23 protein-coding genes are annotated in these 22,319 nt (G+C 58.4%); 12 read left to right on the top strand and 11 right to left on the bottom strand.

The window, feature by feature from the left end:
- Positions 1–4 precede the first annotated feature (4 nt).
- The 3 genes from RA28_RS18495 to RA28_RS18485 are packed head-to-tail and all read left to right on the top strand — an operon-like array spanning position 5 to position 3,536.
- Positions 5–1,033: an ABC transporter permease gene (locus RA28_RS18495; RefSeq protein ID WP_039532058.1), complete on the top strand. Its 1,029-nt coding sequence runs from the start codon at positions 5–7 to the stop codon at positions 1,031–1,033.
- A complete protein-coding gene (locus RA28_RS18490) occupies positions 1,030–2,184 on the top strand; it encodes an ABC transporter permease (protein ID WP_039532056.1) in 1,155 nt (384 codons plus the stop codon). The genes RA28_RS18495 and RA28_RS18490 overlap by 4 nt, the downstream gene beginning before the upstream one ends.
- Positions 2,181–3,536 carry a CoA transferase gene (locus tag RA28_RS18485; protein WP_039532054.1) on the top strand — a complete coding sequence of 452 codons (1,356 nt, stop codon included), beginning with the start codon at positions 2,181–2,183 and terminating at the stop codon, positions 3,534–3,536. The genes RA28_RS18490 and RA28_RS18485 overlap by 4 nt, the downstream gene beginning before the upstream one ends.
- A gap of 49 nt (positions 3,537–3,585) precedes the next feature.
- Here the strand turns inward: RA28_RS18485 and RA28_RS18480 are convergent, their stop codons facing one another.
- Entirely contained in the window at positions 3,586–5,961 is a 2,376-nt protein-coding gene (locus RA28_RS18480) for a mechanosensitive ion channel domain-containing protein (protein WP_039532575.1), read from the bottom strand.
- Between the two features lie 379 nt (positions 5,962–6,340).
- Here RA28_RS18480 and RA28_RS18475 point away from each other — a divergent pair, with 379 nt between their 5' ends.
- Genes RA28_RS18475 through RA28_RS18445 form a run of 7 tightly spaced genes read left to right on the top strand, consistent with a single transcriptional unit; the run spans position 6,341 to position 12,841 of the window.
- Positions 6,341–7,555 carry a glycosyltransferase family protein gene (locus tag RA28_RS18475; protein ID WP_082029862.1) on the top strand — a complete coding sequence of 405 codons (1,215 nt, stop codon included), beginning with the start codon at positions 6,341–6,343 and terminating at the stop codon, positions 7,553–7,555.
- A complete protein-coding gene (locus RA28_RS18470; RefSeq protein WP_039532052.1) occupies positions 7,552–8,799 on the top strand; it encodes a glycosyltransferase family 4 protein in 1,248 nt (415 codons plus the stop codon). Before RA28_RS18475 ends, RA28_RS18470 begins: the two co-directional genes overlap by 4 nt.
- Positions 8,799–9,875 carry a glycosyltransferase family 4 protein gene (locus RA28_RS18465; RefSeq protein WP_039532051.1) on the top strand — a complete coding sequence of 359 codons (1,077 nt, stop codon included), beginning with the start codon at positions 8,799–8,801 and terminating at the stop codon, positions 9,873–9,875. The genes RA28_RS18470 and RA28_RS18465 overlap by 1 nt, the downstream gene beginning before the upstream one ends.
- A complete protein-coding gene (locus RA28_RS18460; RefSeq protein WP_039532049.1) occupies positions 9,872–10,456 on the top strand; it encodes a histidine phosphatase family protein in 585 nt (194 codons plus the stop codon). Before RA28_RS18465 ends, RA28_RS18460 begins: the two co-directional genes overlap by 4 nt.
- The gene (locus RA28_RS18455; protein WP_039532047.1) at positions 10,453–11,595 is read left to right on the top strand and encodes a glycosyltransferase family protein; all 1,143 of its coding nucleotides are present in this window, start codon (positions 10,453–10,455) and stop codon (positions 11,593–11,595) included. The genes RA28_RS18460 and RA28_RS18455 overlap by 4 nt, the downstream gene beginning before the upstream one ends.
- Positions 11,592–12,368: a polysaccharide deacetylase family protein gene (locus tag RA28_RS18450; RefSeq protein WP_039532045.1), complete on the top strand. Its 777-nt coding sequence runs from the start codon at positions 11,592–11,594 to the stop codon at positions 12,366–12,368. Before RA28_RS18455 ends, RA28_RS18450 begins: the two co-directional genes overlap by 4 nt.
- Complete coding sequence (locus RA28_RS18445) at positions 12,365–12,841, top strand: class I SAM-dependent methyltransferase (protein WP_039532043.1); 477 nt, start codon at positions 12,365–12,367, stop codon at positions 12,839–12,841. The genes RA28_RS18450 and RA28_RS18445 overlap by 4 nt, the downstream gene beginning before the upstream one ends.
- Before the next feature lie 83 nt (positions 12,842–12,924).
- Here RA28_RS18445 and RA28_RS18440 read toward each other — a convergent pair whose 3' ends face one another.
- Complete coding sequence (locus tag RA28_RS18440; protein ID WP_039532570.1) at positions 12,925–14,067, bottom strand: alpha-D-ribose 1-methylphosphonate 5-triphosphate diphosphatase; 1,143 nt, start codon at positions 14,065–14,067, stop codon at positions 12,925–12,927.
- Between the two features lie 53 nt (positions 14,068–14,120).
- Here RA28_RS18440 and RA28_RS18435 point away from each other — a divergent pair, with 53 nt between their 5' ends.
- On the top strand, positions 14,121–14,804 hold the full coding sequence (locus tag RA28_RS18435) for a DUF1045 domain-containing protein (protein ID WP_039532567.1): 684 nt from the start codon (positions 14,121–14,123) through the stop codon (positions 14,802–14,804).
- Here the strand turns inward: RA28_RS18435 and phnN are convergent.
- The 8 genes from phnN to phnG form a co-directional block, all read right to left on the bottom strand.
- Positions 14,786–15,334, bottom strand: coding sequence for a phosphonate metabolism protein/1,5-bisphosphokinase (PRPP-forming) PhnN (phnN, locus tag RA28_RS18430; RefSeq protein ID WP_039532042.1), 549 nt, complete (start codon positions 15,332–15,334; stop codon positions 14,786–14,788). The two genes, RA28_RS18435 and phnN, sit on opposite strands and share 19 nt — an antisense overlap.
- Entirely contained in the window at positions 15,331–16,014 is a 684-nt protein-coding gene (gene phnL / locus RA28_RS18425) for a phosphonate C-P lyase system protein PhnL (protein ID WP_039532565.1), read from the bottom strand. The genes phnN and phnL overlap by 4 nt, the downstream gene beginning before the upstream one ends.
- An 11-nt stretch (positions 16,015–16,025) precedes the next feature.
- A complete protein-coding gene (gene phnK / locus RA28_RS18420; RefSeq protein WP_039532040.1) occupies positions 16,026–16,796 on the bottom strand; it encodes a phosphonate C-P lyase system protein PhnK in 771 nt (256 codons plus the stop codon).
- On the bottom strand, positions 16,793–17,653 hold the full coding sequence (locus RA28_RS18415; RefSeq protein WP_039532038.1) for an alpha-D-ribose 1-methylphosphonate 5-phosphate C-P-lyase PhnJ: 861 nt from the start codon (positions 17,651–17,653) through the stop codon (positions 16,793–16,795). Before RA28_RS18415 ends, phnK begins: the two co-directional genes overlap by 4 nt.
- Positions 17,654–18,026: 373 nt before the next feature.
- Complete coding sequence (locus RA28_RS18410; protein ID WP_039532037.1) at positions 18,027–18,623, bottom strand: HAD family hydrolase; 597 nt, start codon at positions 18,621–18,623, stop codon at positions 18,027–18,029.
- Positions 18,620–19,711, bottom strand: a complete 1,092-nt coding sequence (locus tag RA28_RS18405) for a carbon-phosphorus lyase complex subunit PhnI (protein ID WP_039532035.1) — start codon at positions 19,709–19,711, stop codon at positions 18,620–18,622. The genes RA28_RS18410 and RA28_RS18405 overlap by 4 nt, the downstream gene beginning before the upstream one ends.
- Before the next feature lie 3 nt (positions 19,712–19,714).
- Complete coding sequence (gene phnH, locus RA28_RS18400) at positions 19,715–20,290, bottom strand: phosphonate C-P lyase system protein PhnH (RefSeq protein WP_039532032.1); 576 nt, start codon at positions 20,288–20,290, stop codon at positions 19,715–19,717.
- On the bottom strand, positions 20,287–20,748 hold the full coding sequence (phnG, locus tag RA28_RS18395; RefSeq protein ID WP_039532030.1) for a phosphonate C-P lyase system protein PhnG: 462 nt from the start codon (positions 20,746–20,748) through the stop codon (positions 20,287–20,289). The genes phnH and phnG overlap by 4 nt, the downstream gene beginning before the upstream one ends.
- Before the next feature lie 103 nt (positions 20,749–20,851).
- Here phnG and phnF point away from each other — a divergent pair, with 103 nt between their 5' ends.
- Positions 20,852–21,562, top strand: coding sequence for a phosphonate metabolism transcriptional regulator PhnF (phnF, locus tag RA28_RS18390; protein ID WP_039532028.1), 711 nt, complete (start codon positions 20,852–20,854; stop codon positions 21,560–21,562).
- 114 nt (positions 21,563–21,676) lie between these two features.
- Here the strand turns inward: phnF and RA28_RS18385 are convergent, their stop codons facing one another.
- Entirely contained in the window at positions 21,677–22,291 is a 615-nt protein-coding gene (locus RA28_RS18385) for a chloramphenicol acetyltransferase (protein ID WP_039532026.1), read from the bottom strand.
- Positions 22,292–22,319: the final 28 nt, after the last annotated feature.

The following is a 22,319-nucleotide window of genomic DNA, read 5'->3' as shown; positions in this document are numbered from 1 at the left end:
CAAAATGGTCATGCTGCGCTATGCGGTGTATCGCTTCTTCACGATGCTGCTGACACTGTTGGTGGTCTCGGTGCTGATTTTCGTGATCATCAACCTGCCGCCCGGCGATTACCTGAGCAACCAGATCGCTGAGCTTCAGGCGTCAGGTCAGTCTGCAGGTGTGGCCAAGGCCGAGTTTCTGCGCACCGAGTATTCGCTGGATCGGTCATTGCCGGAACAATACCTGATCTGGATGGGTTTCTGGCCCGGCCCGCATGGGTTCGAAGGTCTGCTGCAGGGCAACTATGGCTGGTCATTCGAGTTTGACCGCCCTGTGTCCGAAATCGTCGGTGACACGCTTTGGCTGACCGTAGTTGTTAACTTGGCGGCCATCCTGTTTGTCTATGCCGTGGCTTTGCCGCTGGGCGTCATTGCTGCCGCCCGGTCGCGCACCTGGATCGATTATACCTCGGCCTTTGTCGGGTATCTGGGCCTGGCGACCCCCAACTTTCTTTTGGCATTGATCCTGTTCTATTACGGCCATCGGTATTTCAACCTTCCCATCGGTGGCCTTATGGATCCGGTCTATGAAGGCCAGCCCATGAGTTGGGACAAGCTGAAATCCATCCTTCTTCATCTGATCGTTCCAACATTCGTGATTGGTACGTCCGGCGCGTCAGCCATGATGCAGCGCCTGCGCGCGAACATGCTGGATGAATTGGGGAAGCCCTACGTCGAGACGGCTGTGGCCAAAGGCATGGCACCGTCGCGGATGTTGACGAAATATCCTTTGCGTGTGGCATTCAATCCCTTTGTGGCAGACATCGGGAACCTGCTGCCTTCGATGGTGTCGGGTTCTGTTCTGGTGTCCGTTGTTCTTGGCCTCCAGACTATTGGCCCAACGCTTCTGACGGCGCTCAAGACACAGGATCAATTCCTGTCGGCCTTCATCCTGATGTTCGTCGCCTTGTTGACACTTATCGGCACCATGATATCCGACATCCTGCTGGTCATGCTCGATCCGCGCATTCGGTACGAGGGGCGTGAAGCATGACGCGGAAACCCGATGGTCGCTATGTCGACGACGCCCCGTTTGATCCCGAAGCCTCGATCCAGCAACTGGAGCGCGCCGATCTTGACGCCCCGAATTGGGTATTGGTCTGGCGTAAATTCAAGACGCACAAGCTGGGGCTGATCTCGGGCATCTTCCTGTTGCTGTGCTACCTGATGCTGCCCTTTGCAGGATTTATCGCGCCATATGGCCCAAACGACCGGAACGGAGAGCATCTCTATGCGCCGCCGCAATCTGTCAATTGGTTTCACGACGGTGAATTCATCGGCCCTTACATCTATCCGATAGTGGCCGAGGCCGATCTAGAGACCTTTCAGTGGAAATTCGTCCCCGATACCGAAGACCCTCGCCCGATCCGGTTCTTCTGCGAAGGCTCGGAGTATAAGCTGGCAGGGTTGATCAAATCGGACACCCACCTGTTCTGTGCACCCGAAGGCGCCACTCTGTTTCTCTGGGGATCAGACAGGCTGGGCCGCGACATTTTCAGCCGCATCCTCTATGGCGCACAATTGTCGCTGACGGTTGGTCTTATCGGCATCTCGGTGTCGTTCTTTCTGGGCATTCTGTTCGGCTCGATGGCGGGGTATTTCGGCGGGCGCATCGACTGGGTGATCAACCGGGTTATCGAAGTCCTGCGCTCGCTGCCTGAACTGCCGCTGTGGCTGGCCTTGTCCGCTGCCGTGCCTTCGAACTGGAGCCCGGTTGCCGTTTTCTTCATCATCTCGATCATTCTGGGCATCCTCGACTGGCCGGGTCTTGCACGATCCGTGCGTGCCAAATTCTTGTCCCTGCGCGAAGAGGAATATGTCCGCGCCGCTGAAATGATGGGGGCCAGCTCGGGCCGGGTGATCCGCAAACACCTGCTGCCGAATTTCATGTCCCACCTGATCGCCTCGGCCACATTGTCCATACCGGCGATGATCCTTGGGGAAACGGCGCTCAGCTTCCTTGGTCTGGGCCTGCGCGCGCCTGCCGTCAGTTGGGGTGTGATGTTGAACGACGCGCAAAATCTGGCTTCCATCGAAATCTATCCATGGACTGCGATCCCGATGCTGCCGATCATCGTCGTCGTTTTGGCGTTCAACTTCCTTGGCGATGGGCTGCGGGACAGTCTTGATCCCTATCAACAATGAGCTTGCTGGCCTCTCTTCCTGCGTCGGACACGTTCGAGACCCTTGGGACCGGGGATCGCCCCAGCGCCTTTGCGGTTTCTGAACTCGCCACGCTCAGCTTCGCGGCGGTGGGACAGGAACTGGCCCGACTTATCGCCGCTTTGGACCTGTCAAATGAACCGCAAGACGTCGTGGTAGATCATCGTCTGGCATCGCTATGGTATGGGTTTTCCTTCAAGCCCGACGGTTGGGACATGCCCAACCTGTGGGACGCAATCGCCGGAGATTACCGCGCGTCGGACGGGTGGATCAGGCTGCACACCAATTTGCCGCACCACCGCGCGGCAGCCTTGAAGGTGCTTGGAACCCACGCCGAACGCGATGCTGTTGCCCGCGCCGTTCGGGACTGGCCGATCGCTGAACTCGAGGCCGCGATTGTTGCGGAGGGCGGTGTTTCCGCCGCGATGCGCAGCCGGACCGAATGGCAGGATCACCCGCAGGGCCGTGCCGTCGCACGGGACCCTTTGATTGACTGGCAATCGCCGCGCAGCGTTTCGTTGCGGGATCGTCCGCAGGCGACTGCGCAGCGCCCCCTGGCTGGTTTGCGCGTGCTGGACCTGACCCGTGTTCTGGCCGGGCCGGTTTCGACCCGTACGCTCGCCGGGTTCGGAGCCGAGGTTTTAAGGGTGGACCCGTTGCAATGGGATGAGCCGGGCGTGATACCGGATGTTTCGCTGGGCAAGACCTGTGCCTATCTGGACCTGAAGTCAGAAGCCGGGTTCGATCAATTGCAAAACATGCTGGCTCAGGCAGATGTGTTCATCCACGGCTATCGCCCCGGTGCATTGGATGCGTTGGGTTTGACGAAAACCAAGCGCGATGAAATTGCGCCGCAACGAATAGAAGTCACGCTGGATGCATATGGTTGGCAAGGACCCTGGGCCACCAGGCGTGGCTTTGACAGTCTTGTGCAAATGAGCGCCGGAATCGCACATGCTGGCATGGAGTGGGCGAAGGCCGACAAACCAACGCCGCTGCCGGTTCAGGCACTGGATCATGCGACTGGATATCTGATGGCCGCAGCGGCCCTGTCCGCCCTGACCGAGGCCGCGCTGGGCAACACTGTGATGACAGCCCATTTGTCATTGGCCCGAACGGCGGAACTGCTGGCGAGCCTCGCAAAAACCAGTGATTTGGGCGATATAACCGCGGCCAACCGGGACGATTATTCTGCCGCCAGCGAAGCCTCTGGCTGGGGTCCGGGGCACCGTCTGAAACCGGCGTTGCAGGTCGGACAATCGGACATGCGATGGTCGCTTCCAGCATCAAAGCTTGGCACTTCAGCGCCAAACTGGCCATCGTTCCAGACATAAGACATTCACGCACCGGGCGCGACATGGTCCAAGGCGATACGCGCGGACCTTAGCGGTCGTCACCTCCCGGTCCGATATCATCCAGATAGTCTTCGTCAATCGCCGCTTGCACTGCACCGGTCACAGCCTCGCGTTGTTTGGGTGTAAGGTCCTCCGCCTCTTTGCCGTCGGCCAGGCGTACGGTGACTTCCCTATGCGCAAATCGTATACCTTCACGGGCAAACAGTTCGCGAATTTCCTGATACACCTTCTTGCGCACCAGCCATTGATCGCCCGGTTTGGTCATGAATTTGACCCGTATGATCATTGCAGAATCCTGCATTTCGATCACGCCCTGGGACTTCAACGGCTGAATGAAGTTCTCACCGATTACCGGGTCTGTCAGCAATTCCTGCCCCAGTTTCTTGATCAGTTTCCGCACCTTTTCGACGTCGGTATCATAGGTTACCCGCAGCGGCAGTTTCATGATGACCCAATCGCGCGAGTAGTTGGTCAGAACCTTGATTTCACCAAAGGGGATGGTGTTCAGCGCACCCAGATGGTGGCGCAACTGAAATGACCGGACCGATATTTTCTCGACCGTCCCCTTCACATCCCCGATATCGATATACTCGCCCTTACGGAATGCGTCGTCCATCAAAAAGAACGCGCCCGAGAAGATATCGCGAACCAGTGTCTGCGACCCAAATCCAACAGCCAGGCCCACGACACCGGCACCAGCAAACAACGGGCTGACATTGATCCCAAGCTCCATCAATACGATCAGAGCTATGGTCACCACGACAACCGCCAGAATCGCCCCGCGGAACAACGGCAACAAGGTCGCCAGGCGGCTCTGGCCGCCCTCGCCGCCTTCGTCACCCAATTCAGCTTCTCCGCCGCTGTCTTCTTCCTCCTCTGCGATTTTGCTGTCGATCCAAATGCGGAAGAAGTGAAACAGGATGTATCCGATGAACAGGATCACCATGACATCCAACGCCCGTTCGATCGGCAGGTCCTCGCTCCAGCTGGCCTGCGGGTTCCAGATGACGACCAGCGCGTAGATGCCCACGACAAAGGCCAGAATACCTGCCACGCGACGTGCCAGGTCTTCGTAAGTCAGAATGGAATGCCGACGCATTTCGGCCTCGGGCGTAACAACCACCTGCTCATCATCCGCGGGCATGTCGGGGTCTGGTGCCTGGGCATTCATCTCTTCAATCGCCCGATTACGATCAAAATAACGTTCCAGAAGGTAGTTCATCGCGCCATAGGCAACGACCACCGACATAAAGATTGCATAGCTGCTGGCCACGATCGGGATCGAGTCGTGGACTTCAAGAACAAGGTCCACGGCCAGCCTGAACCAACTGAACACCATGTAAAGGATCAGAACCGGCGCCCATGCAAATGAGATAAAGCGCAAGATCCAGGACACCTGATCCGGTGCCCGACCGCCGCGAATAGCATTGGATATGGCGCGCGCATTGAACAGGATCATCAACACATTGCCCAAGGCACCCGCCAACGTCAGGCTGCCATAGACCATGGCGTAAACATTGTAGTTCAGCCCGAAATCAGCCACCCAGGTGGAAAACAAAACAACAGAAATATCGTATGTTGCAAGCACCGATGCCCAGATATACAGCCGCTTTGCATCCCGATCCGAAAACGGGGGAAGACGGTATTGGCTGAGATAGGGCGACAAAACCATCCGCCAAAGGTCGGACACGGTGCGTGACAGGAAAAATGCGGTAAAGATCGCCGTGACCGTAAATTGGATCGAAATGTCTTCGGCTTCTCCAAAGAACAGATAGCCCACGATCAGCGCCATCAGCATGGCAAAGACCGTGGCTCCGATACCCATAATGAACCGGAAGACAAGGAAGGGCATCTTTTCGCGATACCCTTGCGGGTTATCCTTGATCCGCGCGACGACCCATCGCTTGGCGATCCGCTTGGCGTAGATTTCGATGGACAGCCAACGCCCCAACAGCAGGAATAGGATGTTCCAGCCCAAGACCTCGACATATGTCTGGATACGCCCGTCGGGGCTTGTCTGGCGCAGAATATACTGCACCTCGAACACCGAATACGGCAGTGCCTGCAGGCGCGAATTGACGGATTCCTGAAATTTCGAAAACCGCTCCTGCGCTTTCATCAATTGCGACCCTTCGCCCATTGGGTCGGTCGACGACTCCTCGGGCGTATCCGGGCCTGACGTCGTCGATACAACCTGGCCGGCGCTGTCAATGACGATGACGCTTGCTCCGGCCTCGGTGGCTGATCGGATTGCTCCGGCCAGATCACCTTCTGGCGGCGCCTCTTCTGTCGTGCCCGAAGTGTATCCGGGAATTAACGAGGTTTGCGCAGTGGCAACCGACGCCAAGGCCAGCATTGCCGCAAGCGCAGCCCAGACCACCCAGGCAAGAAGTTTAGGTTTCATCGTATCTTGCATCCGATTCAGAGTTAACGGGCAGAATACAGAAGCAGTTGAGCGGGTTCAAATCGTCCGCCCCGATATCTCAAATTCGTGTTGAACCCGTGTTCTGACCGCAATGGCCGGGATAGACGGTTCCCAAGTCATAAAAAATTGAATATGTCGCGAGGGGGACTTGTGTATGATTTGGGCTGGCTTCTGGGACTTGCGCTTTTTATGCGGAAACGGGTAATGCCCTGGGGCTTTGCAACTTTGTTGTTGCCACCGCGCAATGGCAAGCAGACTTTCAGGGCAAAAATTGCCCCTTTCGTATGGACCCGCTGTGAATGTACGATAACAGGTGCAAACGCGCGGACTTGCACGGACACTTGAAATAGGCAAAGGCATGGGCCTAGGCAACAAAAACACAAAGACCGACCGCGCGCCGCGCATTCTGTTCTACAGCCACGATACCTTCGGACTGGGGCATTTGCGCCGATCCCGCGCTCTCGCGGCCGCACTGACACAGGCTGACCCCAGCGCGTCGGCCCTGATTCTGACCGGCTCACCGGTTGCCGGGCGGTTTACATTTCCGCGACGCGTCGACCACGTTCGCCTGCCCGGGGTAACCAAACGATCAGATGGGTCATACGCATCTCAGACCATTGGCATGGGCATTGATGAGGTCACAGAGCTGCGCTCGAGCCTGATCCAGACCTCGGTCCGCCAGTTCAATCCCGATGTTTTGATTGTCGACAAGGAGCCAACAGGTTTTCGCGGCGAGCTTTTACCGACGCTGGAGTATCTGGAACACGCCGGCGATACCAAGCTGGTTCTTGGCCTGCGCGATGTTCTGGATGAGCCAGAGGTTCTGGCCGCCGAATGGGCGCGCAAAGACGCGCTGACCGCGACCGAGCGTTTCTATCACGAAATCTGGGTTTATGGTCTTCGGTCGATCTATGATCCGACGAAGGGTTTGCCGCTCAGCCCGGCTGCGCAAGGGCGCATACACTGGACGGGGTACCTTCGTCGGGATCTTGGACCGGTGGGCGAGGCCCCTGAGCAGCCCTACATTCTGATCACCCCGGGCGGCGGCGGTGATGGCAAGGCGATGGTCAACCTTGTCCTTTCCGCATACGAAAAAGATCCAACTCTCTCACCGCGTGCGATCCTTGTTTATGGTCCGTTCTTGTCGGGTGAATTGCGCGAGGACTTTGAAACCCGCGTCGCAGCACTCGACAGTCGCGTGGTGGCTGTTGGGTTTGAATCCCAGATCGAAACCTTGTTTGCCGGGGCAGCAGGCGTCGTCTGTATGGGCGGATACAACACGTTCTGCGAGGTTTTATCTTTTGACAAGCGCGCCGTCATTGTACCGCGCACCACGCCGCGGCTGGAGCAATGGATCCGAGCTGCCCGTGCGCAGGATCTGGGCTTGGTTCGAATGCTGGACGAACGGCGTGGTGGCCTGACGACCGAGGCGATGATACAGGCCATTCGCGACCTTCCGCATCAACCGCTTCCGTCCCAAGCAATCGAAAGCGGGTTGCTGGACGGTCTGGATTACGTCGCCCATCGCATAAACGACCTGCTTGGACCTGAACAAGAGCGCGCCACCGGATGAACAGAACAGACCCCAAGCTGGCGGTGCTGGTCAAAGGATGGCCGCGCCTGTCTGAGACATTCATTGCGCAGGAACTGGTGGCACTGCAGGATGCCGGTCATGAATTTGACATCTGGTCTCTTCGGCACCCGACCGACACCAAAAGGCACCCGTTGCATGACCGTTTCAAGGGACAAGTCCGGTATCTTCCGGAATACTTGCATGACGAACCCAAACGTCTGAGTGACGCCCGCCAGATCGCCACGCAGTTGCCTGGTTACCACCGCGCCTACCAGATATGGCGTCGGGACTTGCGGCGTGATCCGACCCACAACCGCATTCGCCGCTTTGGACAAGCCTGTGTTTTGGCGGCTGAGTTGCCTGCAAGCACACGTGGTCTGTACGCGCATTTCATGCACACCCCCTCGTCTGTTGCGCGTTATGCTGCCGTTATGCGTGGACTGCCGTGGAGTTTCTCGGCCCACGCCAAAGATATCTGGACGTCGCCGGAATGGGAGAAACAAGAGAAACTGAGGGAAGATACGTATGGCGCGTCCTTTGGTGCCACCTGTACCAACATCGGGGCGCAGCATTTGCGAGGCCTTGCAGATGATCCGGATCGGGTGGACTTGATTTATCATGGGTTGGACCTTTCCCGTTTTCCGGACGCGCCCGAGCGCATTCTGAGAAAACCCGAAGCGCCGTTTCACATGTTGTCTGTTGGTCGTTTGGTCGAAAAAAAGGGGTTTGACCGGCTGTTGGATGCCTTCGCCATGCTTCCGCAATCACTGGATTGGCATTGGACCCATATCGGCGGCGGAACATTGGACGGACCCTTACGGGCCAAGGCCGCAGATGCCGGATTGTCGGATCGGATCACCTGGCGGGGCGCTTGTGACCAACCCGAGGTCATCGCAATGATGCGCCAGGCGGACCTGTTCGTGTTGCCCAGCCGAATAGCCACAGACGGCGATAGAGACGGTCTGCCCAATGTGCTGATGGAAGCTGCATCCCAACGGCTGCCCATTTTGTCCACGCCCGTCTCTGCAATCCCCGAATTCATCAGCAACGGAACGCATGGTGTATTGTCCAGCGATGATCCTGCCTCGTTGGCTGCGGCCATTTCGGATTTGGCGAGCAACCCCGCCAAGGCAGATGGTATGGCATGCGCTGCCCATGACCGCCTGCTGGCCGATTTTCGCATGGATCCGGGCATCGCCCGCCTGTCTGCGCGGTTGACAGCGCTCTGCGCGGACCGCTCCTGATGGCAAGGGTCGCCTTTTACGCACCAATGAAATCGCCGGACAGCCCGAAGCCTTCGGGTGACCGCGAAATGGCGCGAAACCTTATGAAGGCGATTTCCGCGCAGGGCGATCAGGTTGATCTGGCGTCTGAGCTGCGTATTTTCGACAAAAGCGGCGATACCTCACTGCAGGACGAACTCCGGCAACAAGCGCGTATTGAAGCGGATCGGCTGATCCGGGAATTGGCACCGGATACCAACCTTTGGGTTACCTATCACAACTACTACAAAGCCCCTGATCTTGTTGGTCCTGCGGTATGTAAGGCGCGTGGCATTCCCTATGTGCAGTTGGAGAGCACCCGAGCATACAGTCGGCTGGACGGGCCCTGGGCTGGATTCGCCCAGGCGGCCCATGATGCCTGCGACGCGGCCAAAGTCGTGTTCTACCACACTGCAAACGACCTGATCACGCTGGAACGTGAGCGGTTCGGGGATCAGGCACTTGTCGAATTGCCGCCATTCCTGCCTACAGATAAGCTGCCCAAGGCAGGGTCCGCCGATGGCCCCATGCTGACGGTGGGGATGATGCGCGAAGGCGACAAATTGGCCTCTTATCGCATTCTGGCGGAATCCCTGTCGCAGCTAACCGGAGATTGGTCCCTGAACATTGCGGGTGACGGTCCCGCAAGGAACAAGGTAGAGGCCATGATGGCCCCTTTCGGTGGAAGGGTGCAGTGTCTTGGTCAATTGGATCGCCCCGCCTTGCAGCGCCTCTATGAAACCTCATCTTTGTTGATTTGGCCGGGCATGAACGAAGCCTATGGCATGGTCTACCTTGAAGCTCAGGCGGCCGGGCTGCCTGTCGCCGCACAGGACCGGCCGGGCGTTCGGGACGTTCTGATGCCATCCGACTATCCAACGGTTGAGGCTGGGCCGGAGGGGCTGGCCCGCCGCGTGCAATCGTTTTTGAATGACAACCATTTTCGCAGGGCGCAGGGCGTGCTTGCGCGCCGCTACATTGCCCGACGTCACCTGATGCCCGCTGCGACTAACCGGTTCTGGAACGCAGTCCGACCCTTGGCGGAGGTTCCGGCATGACCCGCCTAGCGCTTCTTCGCCATGGGCACACATCATGGAACCGGGCCGGAAAGATTCAGGGCCGCAGCGATATACCCCTGGATGCCGACGCGCGGTCCGAATTGGCAGGGTACTGTTTGCCGCCCGGTTGGGATCAGGCCAAACTCTGGTCCAGCCCGCTGGAACGCGCCGTGGAAACCGCACGGTTGGTTGCGGGCCAGGACCCCGTTCCATCGCCAGCCTTGATGGAAATGAACTGGGGCGCATGGGAAGGAAAGCGCGGTGCCGATCTGATCGAAACACCAGATAGCGGCTATCGTCATATCGAGGATTGGGGTTGGGATTTCCGCCCACCCAACGGAGAAAGCCCCGCCGATTTATGGACGCGGCTGCAACCGTGGTTGTCTGCGTTGCGGCACGATAACCTGGCTGTGTGTCACATTGGTATCATGCGCGTCATTCTTGCCAAAGCCTGGGGGTGGGACTTTCAAGGCCCCGCGCCGTTTAAGATCAAACGCAATCGGCTGTTCGTGCTTGATCTTGATCCGATGCGTCTACACGCGAATCCCGTGCGACTGATACCGCGCGAGGTGACCCTATGAGGGTCATGATCGTGGTGACTCATCTGCTGGGTACAGGCCATCTCAGTCGGGCACTCACGCTTGGCCGCGCGTTTACCGAGGGCGGCCATCAGGTTCTTGTCGTCTCTGGCGGCATGCCTGCCCCGCAGTTGGACGTAAAAGGCCTCACGCTGTTAGGGTTGCCGCCTTTGCGGTCAGATGGAACCAACTTCACTCGCTTGCTGGATCAGGATGGGCGCGAAGCGCGTGACGCGTATCTTGCCGAAAGGTCCAAAGAACTGACGCGGGCTGTTGGGCAATTCCTGCCCGATATCCTGATAACCGAGCTTTTCCCCTTTGGGCGCCGCATTCTGACGGCAGAATTTCAGGCAGCGCTGGAAGCTGCACATGCGCTGCCGCAAAGGCCGGTCATTCTCGCATCCGTACGTGACATTCTTGCCCCGCCATCAAAACCCGCAAAGGTCGCCTTGGCAGAGGAGATGGTCACGAAATACTATGACGGGGTTCTGGTCCATTCCGATCCGTCGGTGATTTCGCTGACGACCAGTTGGCCGGTATCACCTGCGTTGGAGGAAAGGCTGTACTATACCGGCTTCGTTGCACAGCCGGCACCCGTCCCCCATCCCCACACGCTCGGGGCCGAAGAAATTCTGGTCAGCGCCGGCGGCGGTCCGGTGGGGCAGCCGATCTTTCACGCGGCCATCGAAGCCGCCCGAAAGATGCCCAACAGGCGCTGGCGCCTTTTGGTCGGTGGCCAAAACGCATCATTGCGCATCAAGGAACTCTCAAAGCTCGCCGCTGACGCGCCGGTTGTTGTGGAACCCGTGCGACCTGATTTTCGCCAGATGCTGCCCTTTGCAGCGGCCTCGGTCAGCATGTGCGGCTACAACACCGCAATGGATCTGTTGCAAAGCGGCACGCCTGCCGTGTTGGTTCCCTTTGACGACGGGAATGAGGTAGAGCAAACCCTGCGCGCACACAGCCTTGTTCGGCATAGCGGCTTCCGAATGGTGGAAAGCGCCGGACTGACCGGAGACACCCTGAGTGATGCCCTGAACGCTGCCATCGCTGACGCGCCGCGCGCGCCTATGGTCAAAGGGATTGATGGCGCAAGAACGTCGGTCGAGATTGCCGAAACTCTGGTAGAGGCGAAAAGATGATAGCCGATTGGCACCCGTTGGAAGCCGAGCTGGAACATTGGCAGCTTGAAAGTCTCACACTGCCGATGTGGTGGCGCGACGACGATGCGGTGACTGTGACGCTTCAGTTGGACACATTGAACAAGATGGCCGAGGATTTGGGTGTCCCGGTGCATCTGGCGGTTGTTCCCCGCGATGCGGATGCCGATCTGGCAGGATTTGTTGCACAGGCCCCACAGATGATTCCGGTTGTTCACGGGTGGGCGCACAAGAACCACGCGCCGCCAACCGAGAAGAAGTCGGAATTCCGTCTGCACCGACCTCTGTCCGAGGCTGTTGAAGACGCACGCCACGGTATGGCTCGATTGCAGGATTTGTTCGGCAATCGGCTCTGCCCGATGTTTGTCCCGCCGTGGAACAGGATTGCGCAGAAAGTCGTCGAAGAACTGCCCGGAATGGGGTTTCGTATCCTTTCGACTGCGACACCGCGCAAGGCCGCTTTGGCTGCGCCGGGACTTTTGCAAGTAAATACCCATTTGGATCCTATTGATTGGAAAGGCACGCGCGGTCTGGTCGATCCGGACCTTCTGGTGGCACAGGTCGTTGACCTGCTGAAAGATCGCCGCTTGGGTCGAACGGACAATGCCGAAGCGTTTGGGATTCTCACGCACCATCTTGTTCATACGCCAGATGTCTGGACCTTCACACAAAGCCTGATCCAACGATTGCTGGATGGACCGGGGCAGGTCTGGACCGCCACCGAGACGCTGAACAACTACGGAGATCATCTATGAGCCGACTGGATTCCATGCTGCGCCGCCTGACCGCCCAGCGCGATGGGTTGAACTGGGCAGCGGCGCAAATTGCTGACATGGAAGGTGACGTTCTGGATATGGGGCTGGGCAATGGCCGAACCTATGATCACCTGCGGGAAATTCTGCCGGATCGCCGCATTTGGGTGATGGACCGGGTTCTGCAGTGCCATCCTGACAGCACCCCGCCCGCGCAGGATTTCTTGCAGGGCGAAGCTGAGCCGATGTTGCAAAAGCTGGCAGCGACCGGGCGCAGGATTGCCTTGGCCCACTACGACTTTGGTCGGGGGATCAAGTCAGAAGACGTCGATGAAGCGGCCCACCTCAGCCCTCTGATCGCGAACGTTGTGAAACCGGGCGCGTTGTTGATCTCGGGCCAGCCTTTGGTCGGATTTGATCAGATTGATGGTCCCGAAACCATCGCGCCCGATCGGTACCTGTTCTATCGCGCGTAGGAAAAACGTTCTGAAGTCAGGCGTGCCCTGCATCGAAAGGCACGCGCTCCGCTGCATCAATTTTCGATCCAAGCCAAACCGACCTAAGCGACCCGCCGCCCGCGCGACCACACGGCGTTCAATGCAGGGACCCCGGCCCGCATACGGAACCGGATCAGATCAGCGCGCGCGCCGCTGCGCAATTCACCCCGATCATCCAGACCTGCTGCCTCAGCAGGTGTTTGTGTAACGGTTTTGATTCCGCGGGCCATATCTCCCCACATCTCGCCGAGCTGTGCGGCAGACAACAGCAGCGCTGAAGGCACGTAATCGGAGGACATGATGTCAAGATGGCCAAGTTCGGCCAGTTCGCGGGCAGAGACATTGCCGGAATGCGAGCCCCCGCGGATCATGTTGGGCGCACCCATCATGACCTTGATACCGTGATCATGGCATGCCCGGGCGGCCTCGACCGTTGTCGGGAATTCGGCCAATCGGATGCCGTGAGTCGCGGATACCTGAACCTGTTCTTCGGTTGTGTCATCATGGCTGGCCAGCACGGCACCGAACCGGCGCGCCGCCTTGACGGTTTCAACCTCATGCTTGTCGCCGTTCCGGTCGCGCAAGGCTTTTAGCTGGGCGACGTGCTGCATGAACGTGTCATCGTTCATCGCATGTTTCCCCTTCAAATAGGTTTCCAGTTTCGCCATGTCACGGAACTGGCGTTGCCCGGGTGTGTGATCCATGATCGACACCAGCCCGACCCGGTCTTCGGGCCCGAATTCGTCAAGCTCATCGACCAGAGTTTCCGAGCAGACCTCAGCCCGCAAATGAAGGAAATGGCTGATCTTCAGGGCATCCTGTTCCCGCAAGTGCCAAAGCTCTTTCGAAAGGCTGCGCGCATATTTGAGGTACCGTCCCGCGCCGGATGGTATCGAACCGACCCGCATCGCGTCAAAAACCGTGGTGATCCCCGTGCTGGCCAACTCTGCATCGTGCGCAAAGATTGCAGCCGCATGGGGCCAGTCGACATTGGGGCGCGGTTGCATATGGCGTTCCAGATTGTCCGTATGCAGTTCAACCAACCCGGGGGCGACATAGTCCCCGCCACAGTCGATCGCGCCAGCGGGAACCGATGCACCCGTGTCGATGGCGACAATCGTGCCGTTCTTTGTCTTTAGGCTGCCAATGACGGTTTCGTCGGGCAACACAAGCGTGGCATTGGCAAGGATCAAGTCTTCTGTCATCTGGATTTCACGCACTTAGAGTTATGGATCGGCCACGCAGGCAGGAGGCCAATGTGACATTCACGCGATACGCGATTTATTTTGCCCCGGATCCGCAGGCTGATTGGGTCGGTTTTTCCACGCGCTGGCTGGGCTGGGACATGGAAACGGGTGATCAGGTCCCGCATCCGATCATTGATGGCGTTGACGTCGCGACCGTTTCCGAGACACCGCGCAAATACGGCCTGCATGCGACGATGAAACCCCCGTTTCGGTTGCGCGAGGGTCAATCTGTTGAAGCCCTGCAGCGCGCTTGCGAGGCGCTTGCGGCAAAGCAAGCGCCGGTCCAGTTGGATGGATTGCAGGTCGCTCGCCTCGGTCGCTTTCTGGCCCTTTGTCCAGTGGGCGGCACCGATGACCTGAACACGTTGGCCGCCGCCTGCGTCCAGGAGTTGGACGATTTTCGCGCACCTGCTGGTGAGGCGGAACTGGCGCGCCGACGGGCATCGGGATTGACGCCCCAGCAAGAGCGACATCTTGATGAATGGGGGTATCCTTACGTGCTGGATGCGTTTCGCTTTCACATCACGTTGACCGGGCGATTGGACAGATCGACGCTCAGTTTGGTTGAGACCGCGCTGGGCGTCCACCTTGTTCCATTGCTGCCTTCGCCGTTCCAGATCAGCGATCTGGCATTGGTGGGCGAACGCGAAGACGGGCGGTTTCAACTGATCCATCGCTATACCCTTTCTGGCTGAATTCGGGTCAGGATTTCGTCCACAGTTGCCGTTAACGGACCTGTGTTATCCACTTCGATGACCTGCAGCAAACCGTCGGGCAATGCGGTACGCGCGCGACCCAGCCGACGCGCTTGCTCGTCCCGGTTTTCCCGCGCACGGGCTGACAATCTTTGCCTCAGAACGTCGGCATCCGCCGTCAGTGAGATGACAATAAGATCCCCAAACACCTCTTGCGCCTGTAGTAAAACGGCGCGGGATAGGTTGACCAGAACCGCCTTGGCCTTCTGGCGCTGATCCTCAATCTCTTTCGGGATGCCGTAGGTCAATCCGTGGGCGGACCAATGAAGGGCAAAGGCACCATCTTCAGCCATTTGGGCGAATTGTTGAGACGAAACGCGGTCGAAGTCTTCACCGTCTTCCCCAGCGGGCCGGGTGATGGCCCTCCGAACGCGTTGGAAACCTGGTGCGCGCGCCGCCAAAGCCTCCATCACGCTGTCCTTGCCAACGCCCGATGGTCCGACGACCGCGATGACGGGGGCAAGGGTCATGCGGCAAGTCCCGGTGTGAACTGCGAAACGTCCACTTCCCGATCGCTGACACGCTCGCGCGCCTCGGCGTCGTGGAAAATGCCGACGATCGCTGCCCCCCTTTGCTTGGCCTCTTCTATCAGCGACAACACGGTTTCCCGGTTCCTGGCATCCAGGCTCGCCGTCGGCTCATCCAACAGCATCGCAGGGTAATGATGTACAAACCCCCGCGCGATGTTCACCCGTTGCTGCTCGCCGCCGGAAAAGGTTGTTGGGCTAAGGCTCCAAAGCCGTTCCGGAATATTGAGACGCTCAAGAATATCGGCCGCCTTGTCCATTGCAGCTTGGCGGTCGTGCCCGACCGCCAAAAGGGGTTCGGCAACAACATCCAGCGTTGGCACGCGGGGCACCACGCGCAGGAACTGGCTCACATAACCCAAGGTGTCGCGCCGCAAAGCAATGATTTCGCGCGGTTCTGCTCTTGCGACGTCGAGGTCGCCAACCACGACCTGTCCGGACGCGGCAAGGTAATTGCCGTAGATGACCCGCATCAACGTCGATTTGCCTGCACCCGAAGCACCGGTCAGGGCGACGCATTCGCCGGGAGAGACCTGCAGCGAGGCGCCATCCATCACAGGGATCACTGCGCTGCCTTGATTGTGCAGGGTAAAGCTTTTGCTCACGTTCTTCACATTGATCATCGGATCCATCCTCACACCTGCAACACGCTGGAAACCAGCAACTGCGTATAGGCGTGCTGGGGGTCGTCCAGAACCTGATCGGTAAGACCAGTCTCGACCACGTGCCCATCTTTCATCACCATCAGGCGATCTGCCAGCAAGCGAACGACGGCCAGATCGTGCGTCACGATGATGGCGCTCAATCCCATTTCGCGAACCAGACCGCGGAGCAAATCAAGCAAGCGGGCCTGAACCGAAACATCCAACCCACCGGTCGGTTCGTCCATAAAGACCAGGCGGGGACCCGTTACCAGGTTGCGCGCGATTTGCAGTCGTTGCTGCATCCCGCCAGAAAACGCCATTGGGCGATCATCGACCCGGGTCACATCAATTTCGACTCGCCCCAGCCAGTCAATCGCCTTGTCGCGTATATCGCCATAATGCCGGTCACCGACGGCCATCAGACGCTCGCCTATATTGCCTCCGGCGCTGACGGACATACGCAGACCATCTCGCGCGTGTTGATGCACAAAGGCCCAATCCGTTCGGCTCAGCATGCGGCGTTCAGGTTCCGACATGGTCACTGTATCCACCGGTCCTTCGGCACGCGTGTCAAAGATCACCTGCCCGGCGTCCGGAATGAGATGTCCTGCCATACAGTTAAGTAAAGTCGACTTTCCCGAGCCGCTCTCTCCGACAATGCCCATCACCTCGCCGGGATAGAGATCAAAACTCACATCCATGCATCCGATCCGCGCGCCATAGTGCTTGTCGATGCCTTTGACTTGCAACAGAGGGGTCATGCCGCGTTCTCCTCGGCCAGTCGGCCCACATGGCCCGCAGCACGGCGTGACCGGCAGTAATCGGTATCCGAGCAGACAAACATCCGATTGCCCGCATCATCCATGATGACTTCATCCAAGTAACTGTCTTCTGCACCGCATAGATCACAGGCATGATTGGCCTTGGACGCTTCGAACGGATAGTCTTCGAAGTCCAGCGATACGACTTTGGTATGCGGCGGCACGGCATAAATACGTTGCTCACGCCCTGCCCCGAACAATTGGATCGCATCCATCTCAAGCTTTGGATTGTCGAATTTCGGGATCGGAGACGGGTCCATAACATAACGATCCGAAACTTTGACCGGGTAGGCATAAGAGGTTGCGATCGCCCCGTGTTGGCTGATGTCCTCATACAGTTTGACATGAATCAGACCATATTCCTCAAGGCTGTGCATTTTGCGCGTTTCGGTTTCACGCGGTTCAAGAAACCTCAATGGCTCGGGGATCGGCACCTGATACACGAGGATCTGGTCGTCTCGCAGCTTGGCCTCGGGAATGCGGTGGCGGGTCTGGATGACCGTTGCCCTGTACGTTTCCTCGGTCGTTTCAACGCCCGCCGTTTTTTCAAAGAACTTGCGAATGGACACGGCATTGGTCGTGTCATCAGCGCCCTGATCAATCACCTTGAATGTATCGTCGGGTGTCAGCGTCGCGGCCGAGACCTGAACACCACCGGTGCCCCAACCGTACGGCATAGGCATCTCACGGCTGGCAAATGGCACCTGATACCCGGGAATGGCCAGCCCCTTTAGAATGGCCCGACGGATCATGCGCTTGGTTTGTTCGTCCAGATATGCGAAGTTATACTCATTCATTTGACGTATCACTTTGTTTTTTGGTGTTTTTGTGGACGTAATTGTATTAGGCTCAGTCTTTTTGGTCGTTTTGGCTTATTCCTATTGGCACAACCGTCATCGCGCGCGTCGCCGACGTGCGCTGAGGCGGGACCAGGCGAACGCGTGGAGCGCACTCGAACCGCACGATACGACCGTTCTAGGCGACAATTCGCCGGTGCACGCGCCGGGGCCGCACAGTCCGGGCGCTGAGCGACCGGGGCACTGACACGCCTCTGCGGACCGCGCGAAAGCGAACTGTTTGTATGACTACAGCGCATACGGCCGGCGCGCCTTGGACATGCAGTATCGGGCTGCCCGTCAGGTACGCTCGACACCGCAGATGCTTGTGCGATCATAGCAACCCTCGCTCGGACAGCGCAGATTCCAACGCCTGCGGCGAAGTGAAGTGAATCCCATCCATACCGGTCGCCCGGGCACCATCGACGTTTTGCGGGCTGTCGTCGATAAATACGCAATCCTCGGGCGCAATGCCCGCCCGCTCGCAGAGAAGGCGGAAAATACGCGTGTCCGGTTTCGCCATCTTTTCCTGCCCGGAAACGACCAGTGTTTCAAAGACCTCTCCGAGCCGCGGATGAACTTTCAAACCCTCCGGCCAAGTTTCGGCAGACCAGTTGGTTATGGCGTGGACGGGCGTGCCCTGCGCCTTGAGCCGGTCCAAGACCTGCCAAGTTCCGTGGATCGCGGTTTCCACCGTTTTTGGGTACAGTTCGACATAAGAGGCAAACAGCACTTGATCCCTCGGATCATGCAACTCCTGCGCCAGATCGGCGAACCGCTCTCCGTTATCGCCGCGTGCATTTCGTGCTCGAAAATCGGTGCGGTCGATAAAAGCATGCGCTGCTTGTTCCGACCCAAGCGCCTCGACCCACGCGAGGTGTGGCTGCCAATCAACCAAGACGCCGCCAATATCAAAAACAACAGCCTTCATTCCGCGGCCTCCTTTGGGGTGATCCGTTCTTCGGCCTCGCGGCGAAGTTTTCGTACAAGTTCAAGTTCCGACTGAAAGTCCACGTAATGCGGCAGCTTGATATGCTCGAGGAAACCGGTGGCCTGAATGTTGTCGGCATGGCTCAGCACAAACTCTTCGTCCTGTGCCGCGGCACCAAGATAGTCTTCACCCAGTTCCTCCCAGCGCAAGGCCCGGTCCACCAGCGCCATCGAGATAGCCTTGCGCTCGGACTGGCCAAACACCAACCCGTAGCCCCGCGTGAATTGGGGCGGTTCGGTTTTGGATCCCTGAAACTGGTTCACCGTTTCGCATTCGGTCAGTTCAATCTCTCCAAGATCAATCGCAAAGCCTAGTTCTGGGATAACCATCTCAACAGCGACCTTGCCGATCCGCAATTCGCCGACAAACGCGTGGTTGCGCGCATAGCCGCGCTGAGTCGAGTAAGCCATGCCCAGTACGAACCCTTCGTCTCCGCGTGTCAGGGATTGCAGGCGCAGCGGGCGGCTGGACGGAAACTCCAAAGGCTGGCGCGTCAGATCGCCCGGGGTATCTTCGCTGGCGGGCTCGTCCTGAATGATGTCCTCGCCTTTCAGGAATTCGGTGATATGCGGTGTCGGTTCACGGCGCGCGGCCCCTTCGGGTGCTGCGGGAACCTCGCCATCGGCGGCCAGTTTAAAGTCCAGCAAGCGGTGCGTGTAGTCGAAGGTCGGCCCCAAAACCTGCCCCCCCGGGGCATCCTTGAACGTGGCCGAAATCCGCCTGTCACAAGCCATCTCTGCCGTCTCGACCGGGTTGGTGTAGCCGAAGCGCGGCAAGGTTGTGCGGTAAGCGCGGATCAGAAAGATCGCCTCGATCAGATCTCCACGCGCCTGCTTGATTGCCAGCGCTGCGAGATCGGGATCGAACAACGACCCCTCGGCCATGACCCTGTTGACCGCAAGGCTCAGCTGTTCCCGGATCTGAGCGATGCTCAGTTCGGCCACGTCGGGCGATCCGCGGCGTTCCTCTGCAAGCCAGGCGTGGGCGTTTTCGATGGCCTTTTCGCCACCCTTTACTGCAACGTACATCGCTTAAGTTCCTGCCGTGATTTGTGTGCTTCGCGGCAGGGCCGCGACTTGTTCGCCGCACGTAAAAAAGAAATCACAGCCCAGCGGGTACAAAAGAGCGTTGCCCTGCAACGCGGCGATGTCCGGCAGCGAAAGGTGACTGGTGTCCTGGATACCCGGCCCGCGCAGCGCAGCGCCGTTCCCATGCAACACGTCACATTCCACGATAAGCGTTGCCGATCGGTCGGGATATTCAGGCGTGCCGATGCGATAGGCGCCAAGCGGCATAAGATCGTCCCATGCACCCACGGCAAAATCCGCCTGCTCTGCGGTGACGAAAGGTGCGCCGGTATGGAATGACAACCATCGTTGCACTTCGGCGTTGTTAGCGCGTCCTGCCAGGTACACCCCGGTATCCGGATCGCAGAGCGTCAGCAGTAAAGTCCCTGCCGCAACGGACAATGGCTCCGGTGGCCGCGCTCCGCGCAGAGTACGAATTTGGCCTGGTTTTGCCATCACCGTCATCGCGGCGCGAAAGGCATGGGCGGCGTCAATCGGCGCGTTTCCGAACCCGCCCGAGTATTGGACTTGTGTACTCATTTGTCTTCTCCACGTACCATTGTGAAGAATTCAACCTTGGTGGCTGCAGCCTTCGCTGCGCGAGAAAGTTTCGCGTCTTTCATCAACCGCTCCAGCGGTTCAATGACTTGGGAGCGCACGTGATCCGCACCCGACGTCTGCATCAGCGCATCGACCAGCGCCGCGACCTCGGCACCAGATTTGGAACGCCCCTGAACATAACCGTGCCCGATCGTGCCGTCCTGCAATGCCAACGTGCAGCGCGTGACCGTCATTTCGCCCAGGTTGAACGGAGCCCCTGTTCCACCGGCACGGCCACGAACCATCACGCCGCCGATCTCGGGCGCGCGCACCCAATCGAACGCGGGGGCAAGTCCTGCCTTGTCCCATACATCCGCGAGCGCCTCTTTCGGGGCCCGGGCAAGCAACCCCATCCATGCGCGCCGCGCTTTGGTTGAAAATTCTGTCTGTTCCACCATCAAAGCCTCTTGGCTAGGTTGTCTGCAAATACTATACAACTAGACAAATAATACCGACGCGCTGTTCGTGACGCAATCCGTAGCTGTGTGAAATTTTGGTAACATGAGCAAAACTCCGATTTGGAAAAGTATCGCCCTCGGCTTGACCTCGGACATCGCGGAGGGTCGGTATGGAACCGGTGATCGCCTGCCCACCGAAGCGCAGCTTGCCGCCAAGCATGGCGTCAACCGACACACTGTCCGGCGCGCTCTTGCTGACATGGCAGAGCTCGGTCTTGTTCACTCTCGTCGTGGTGCCGGGGTCTTTGTCGCTGCGCGACCGACAGACTATCCAATTGGCAAAAGAGTACGGTATCATAAGAGTATTTCCGCAAGCGGTAAGATTCCGGGGAAAACGATCCTCGCCCTGACGACACGCGCGGCAGACGATACTGAAGCCGAAGCTCTGGACCTTTGTGTCGGCGCGGACGTTCATGTGTATGACGGGCTGTCTTTGGCCGATGGGCAACCTATTGCCATGTTTCAAAGCGTGTTCCCGGCGAACCGTCTGCCCGGCATTCTGGATGCCCTGACCGAAACCGGGTCCGTGACCCGAGCGTTGCAGCATTGCGGTGTGGAGGATTATACGCGAATTTCGACCCGTTTGACGGCGCGTGCCGCGACTGCAACGCAGGCTTTGCATCTGAAGCTGACAGAAGGCGCGCCTGTTTTGCATTCGCTCGGCATCAATGCCGATCCTCAGGGAAGACCCGTCGAGTACGGGAAGACCGTTTTTGCCGGTGAACGTGTGACCCTGACGATCAGCGATGCGTAGCGGCGCAACGGCATTCCCAACCGGCACGAACCTCGATCTTAAGCTTTCATTGAATTGGGTGCATCGTTGCAAACGTGTGCCCATTAGTGTTGGACTTTCCAACACAACCCCACGCTATTCGTATTTTTCCAAAAACGCTTCGGCAGGCATGGATCGGAAATCGGGCAAGGCTGCACGCAGGCGGGCATGATCCCAATCCCACCAAGCCAGCGCAATCATGCGATCTGCGAGGGTTTCGGAAAATCTGCGTCGAAGCGGTTTGGCCGTGACACCTGCGACCACTGTGTACGGGGGCACGTCTTTGGTGACAATTGCACCGGCGGCGACAACCGCTCCATGTCCAATTGTAACCTCGGGCTTGATGATCGCAGCATGACCGATCCAGGTGTCATGCCCGATTTCAGCCAAACGGCTCGCACGGTGCGCAAACCAATCCGCGTCATCCTTGGCGTCGTCCCAATAGCTGGCAGAGCGATAGTGGAAATGATGCAACGATGCCTTGTCCATCGGGTGATCGGTTGCGCCGATTCTGGTGAAACTTGCAATGTTGGCGAATTTTCCAATTCGCGCGTTGGCAATATCGCAGGTTCGGTCGCAATAGGAATAGTCGCCAAACACCGAATTGGCGACGCGCGTTCCGGCACCAATCTCTACATAAGTCCCAAAGGTACTGTTCGAAATCTCGCAGTTGGGGTGAAAAAACGGCTTTTCTGCGCTTAGTCGGGGCATGGCTGTCCTTGGTCCTTTGGGTCGCGCT

It is taken from the genome of Ruegeria sp. ANG-S4 (genome assembly GCF_000814005.1).
Classification (GTDB): Bacteria; Pseudomonadota; Alphaproteobacteria; order Rhodobacterales; family Rhodobacteraceae; genus Ruegeria.
This window is presented reverse-complemented; position numbering and strand designations above follow the sequence as displayed.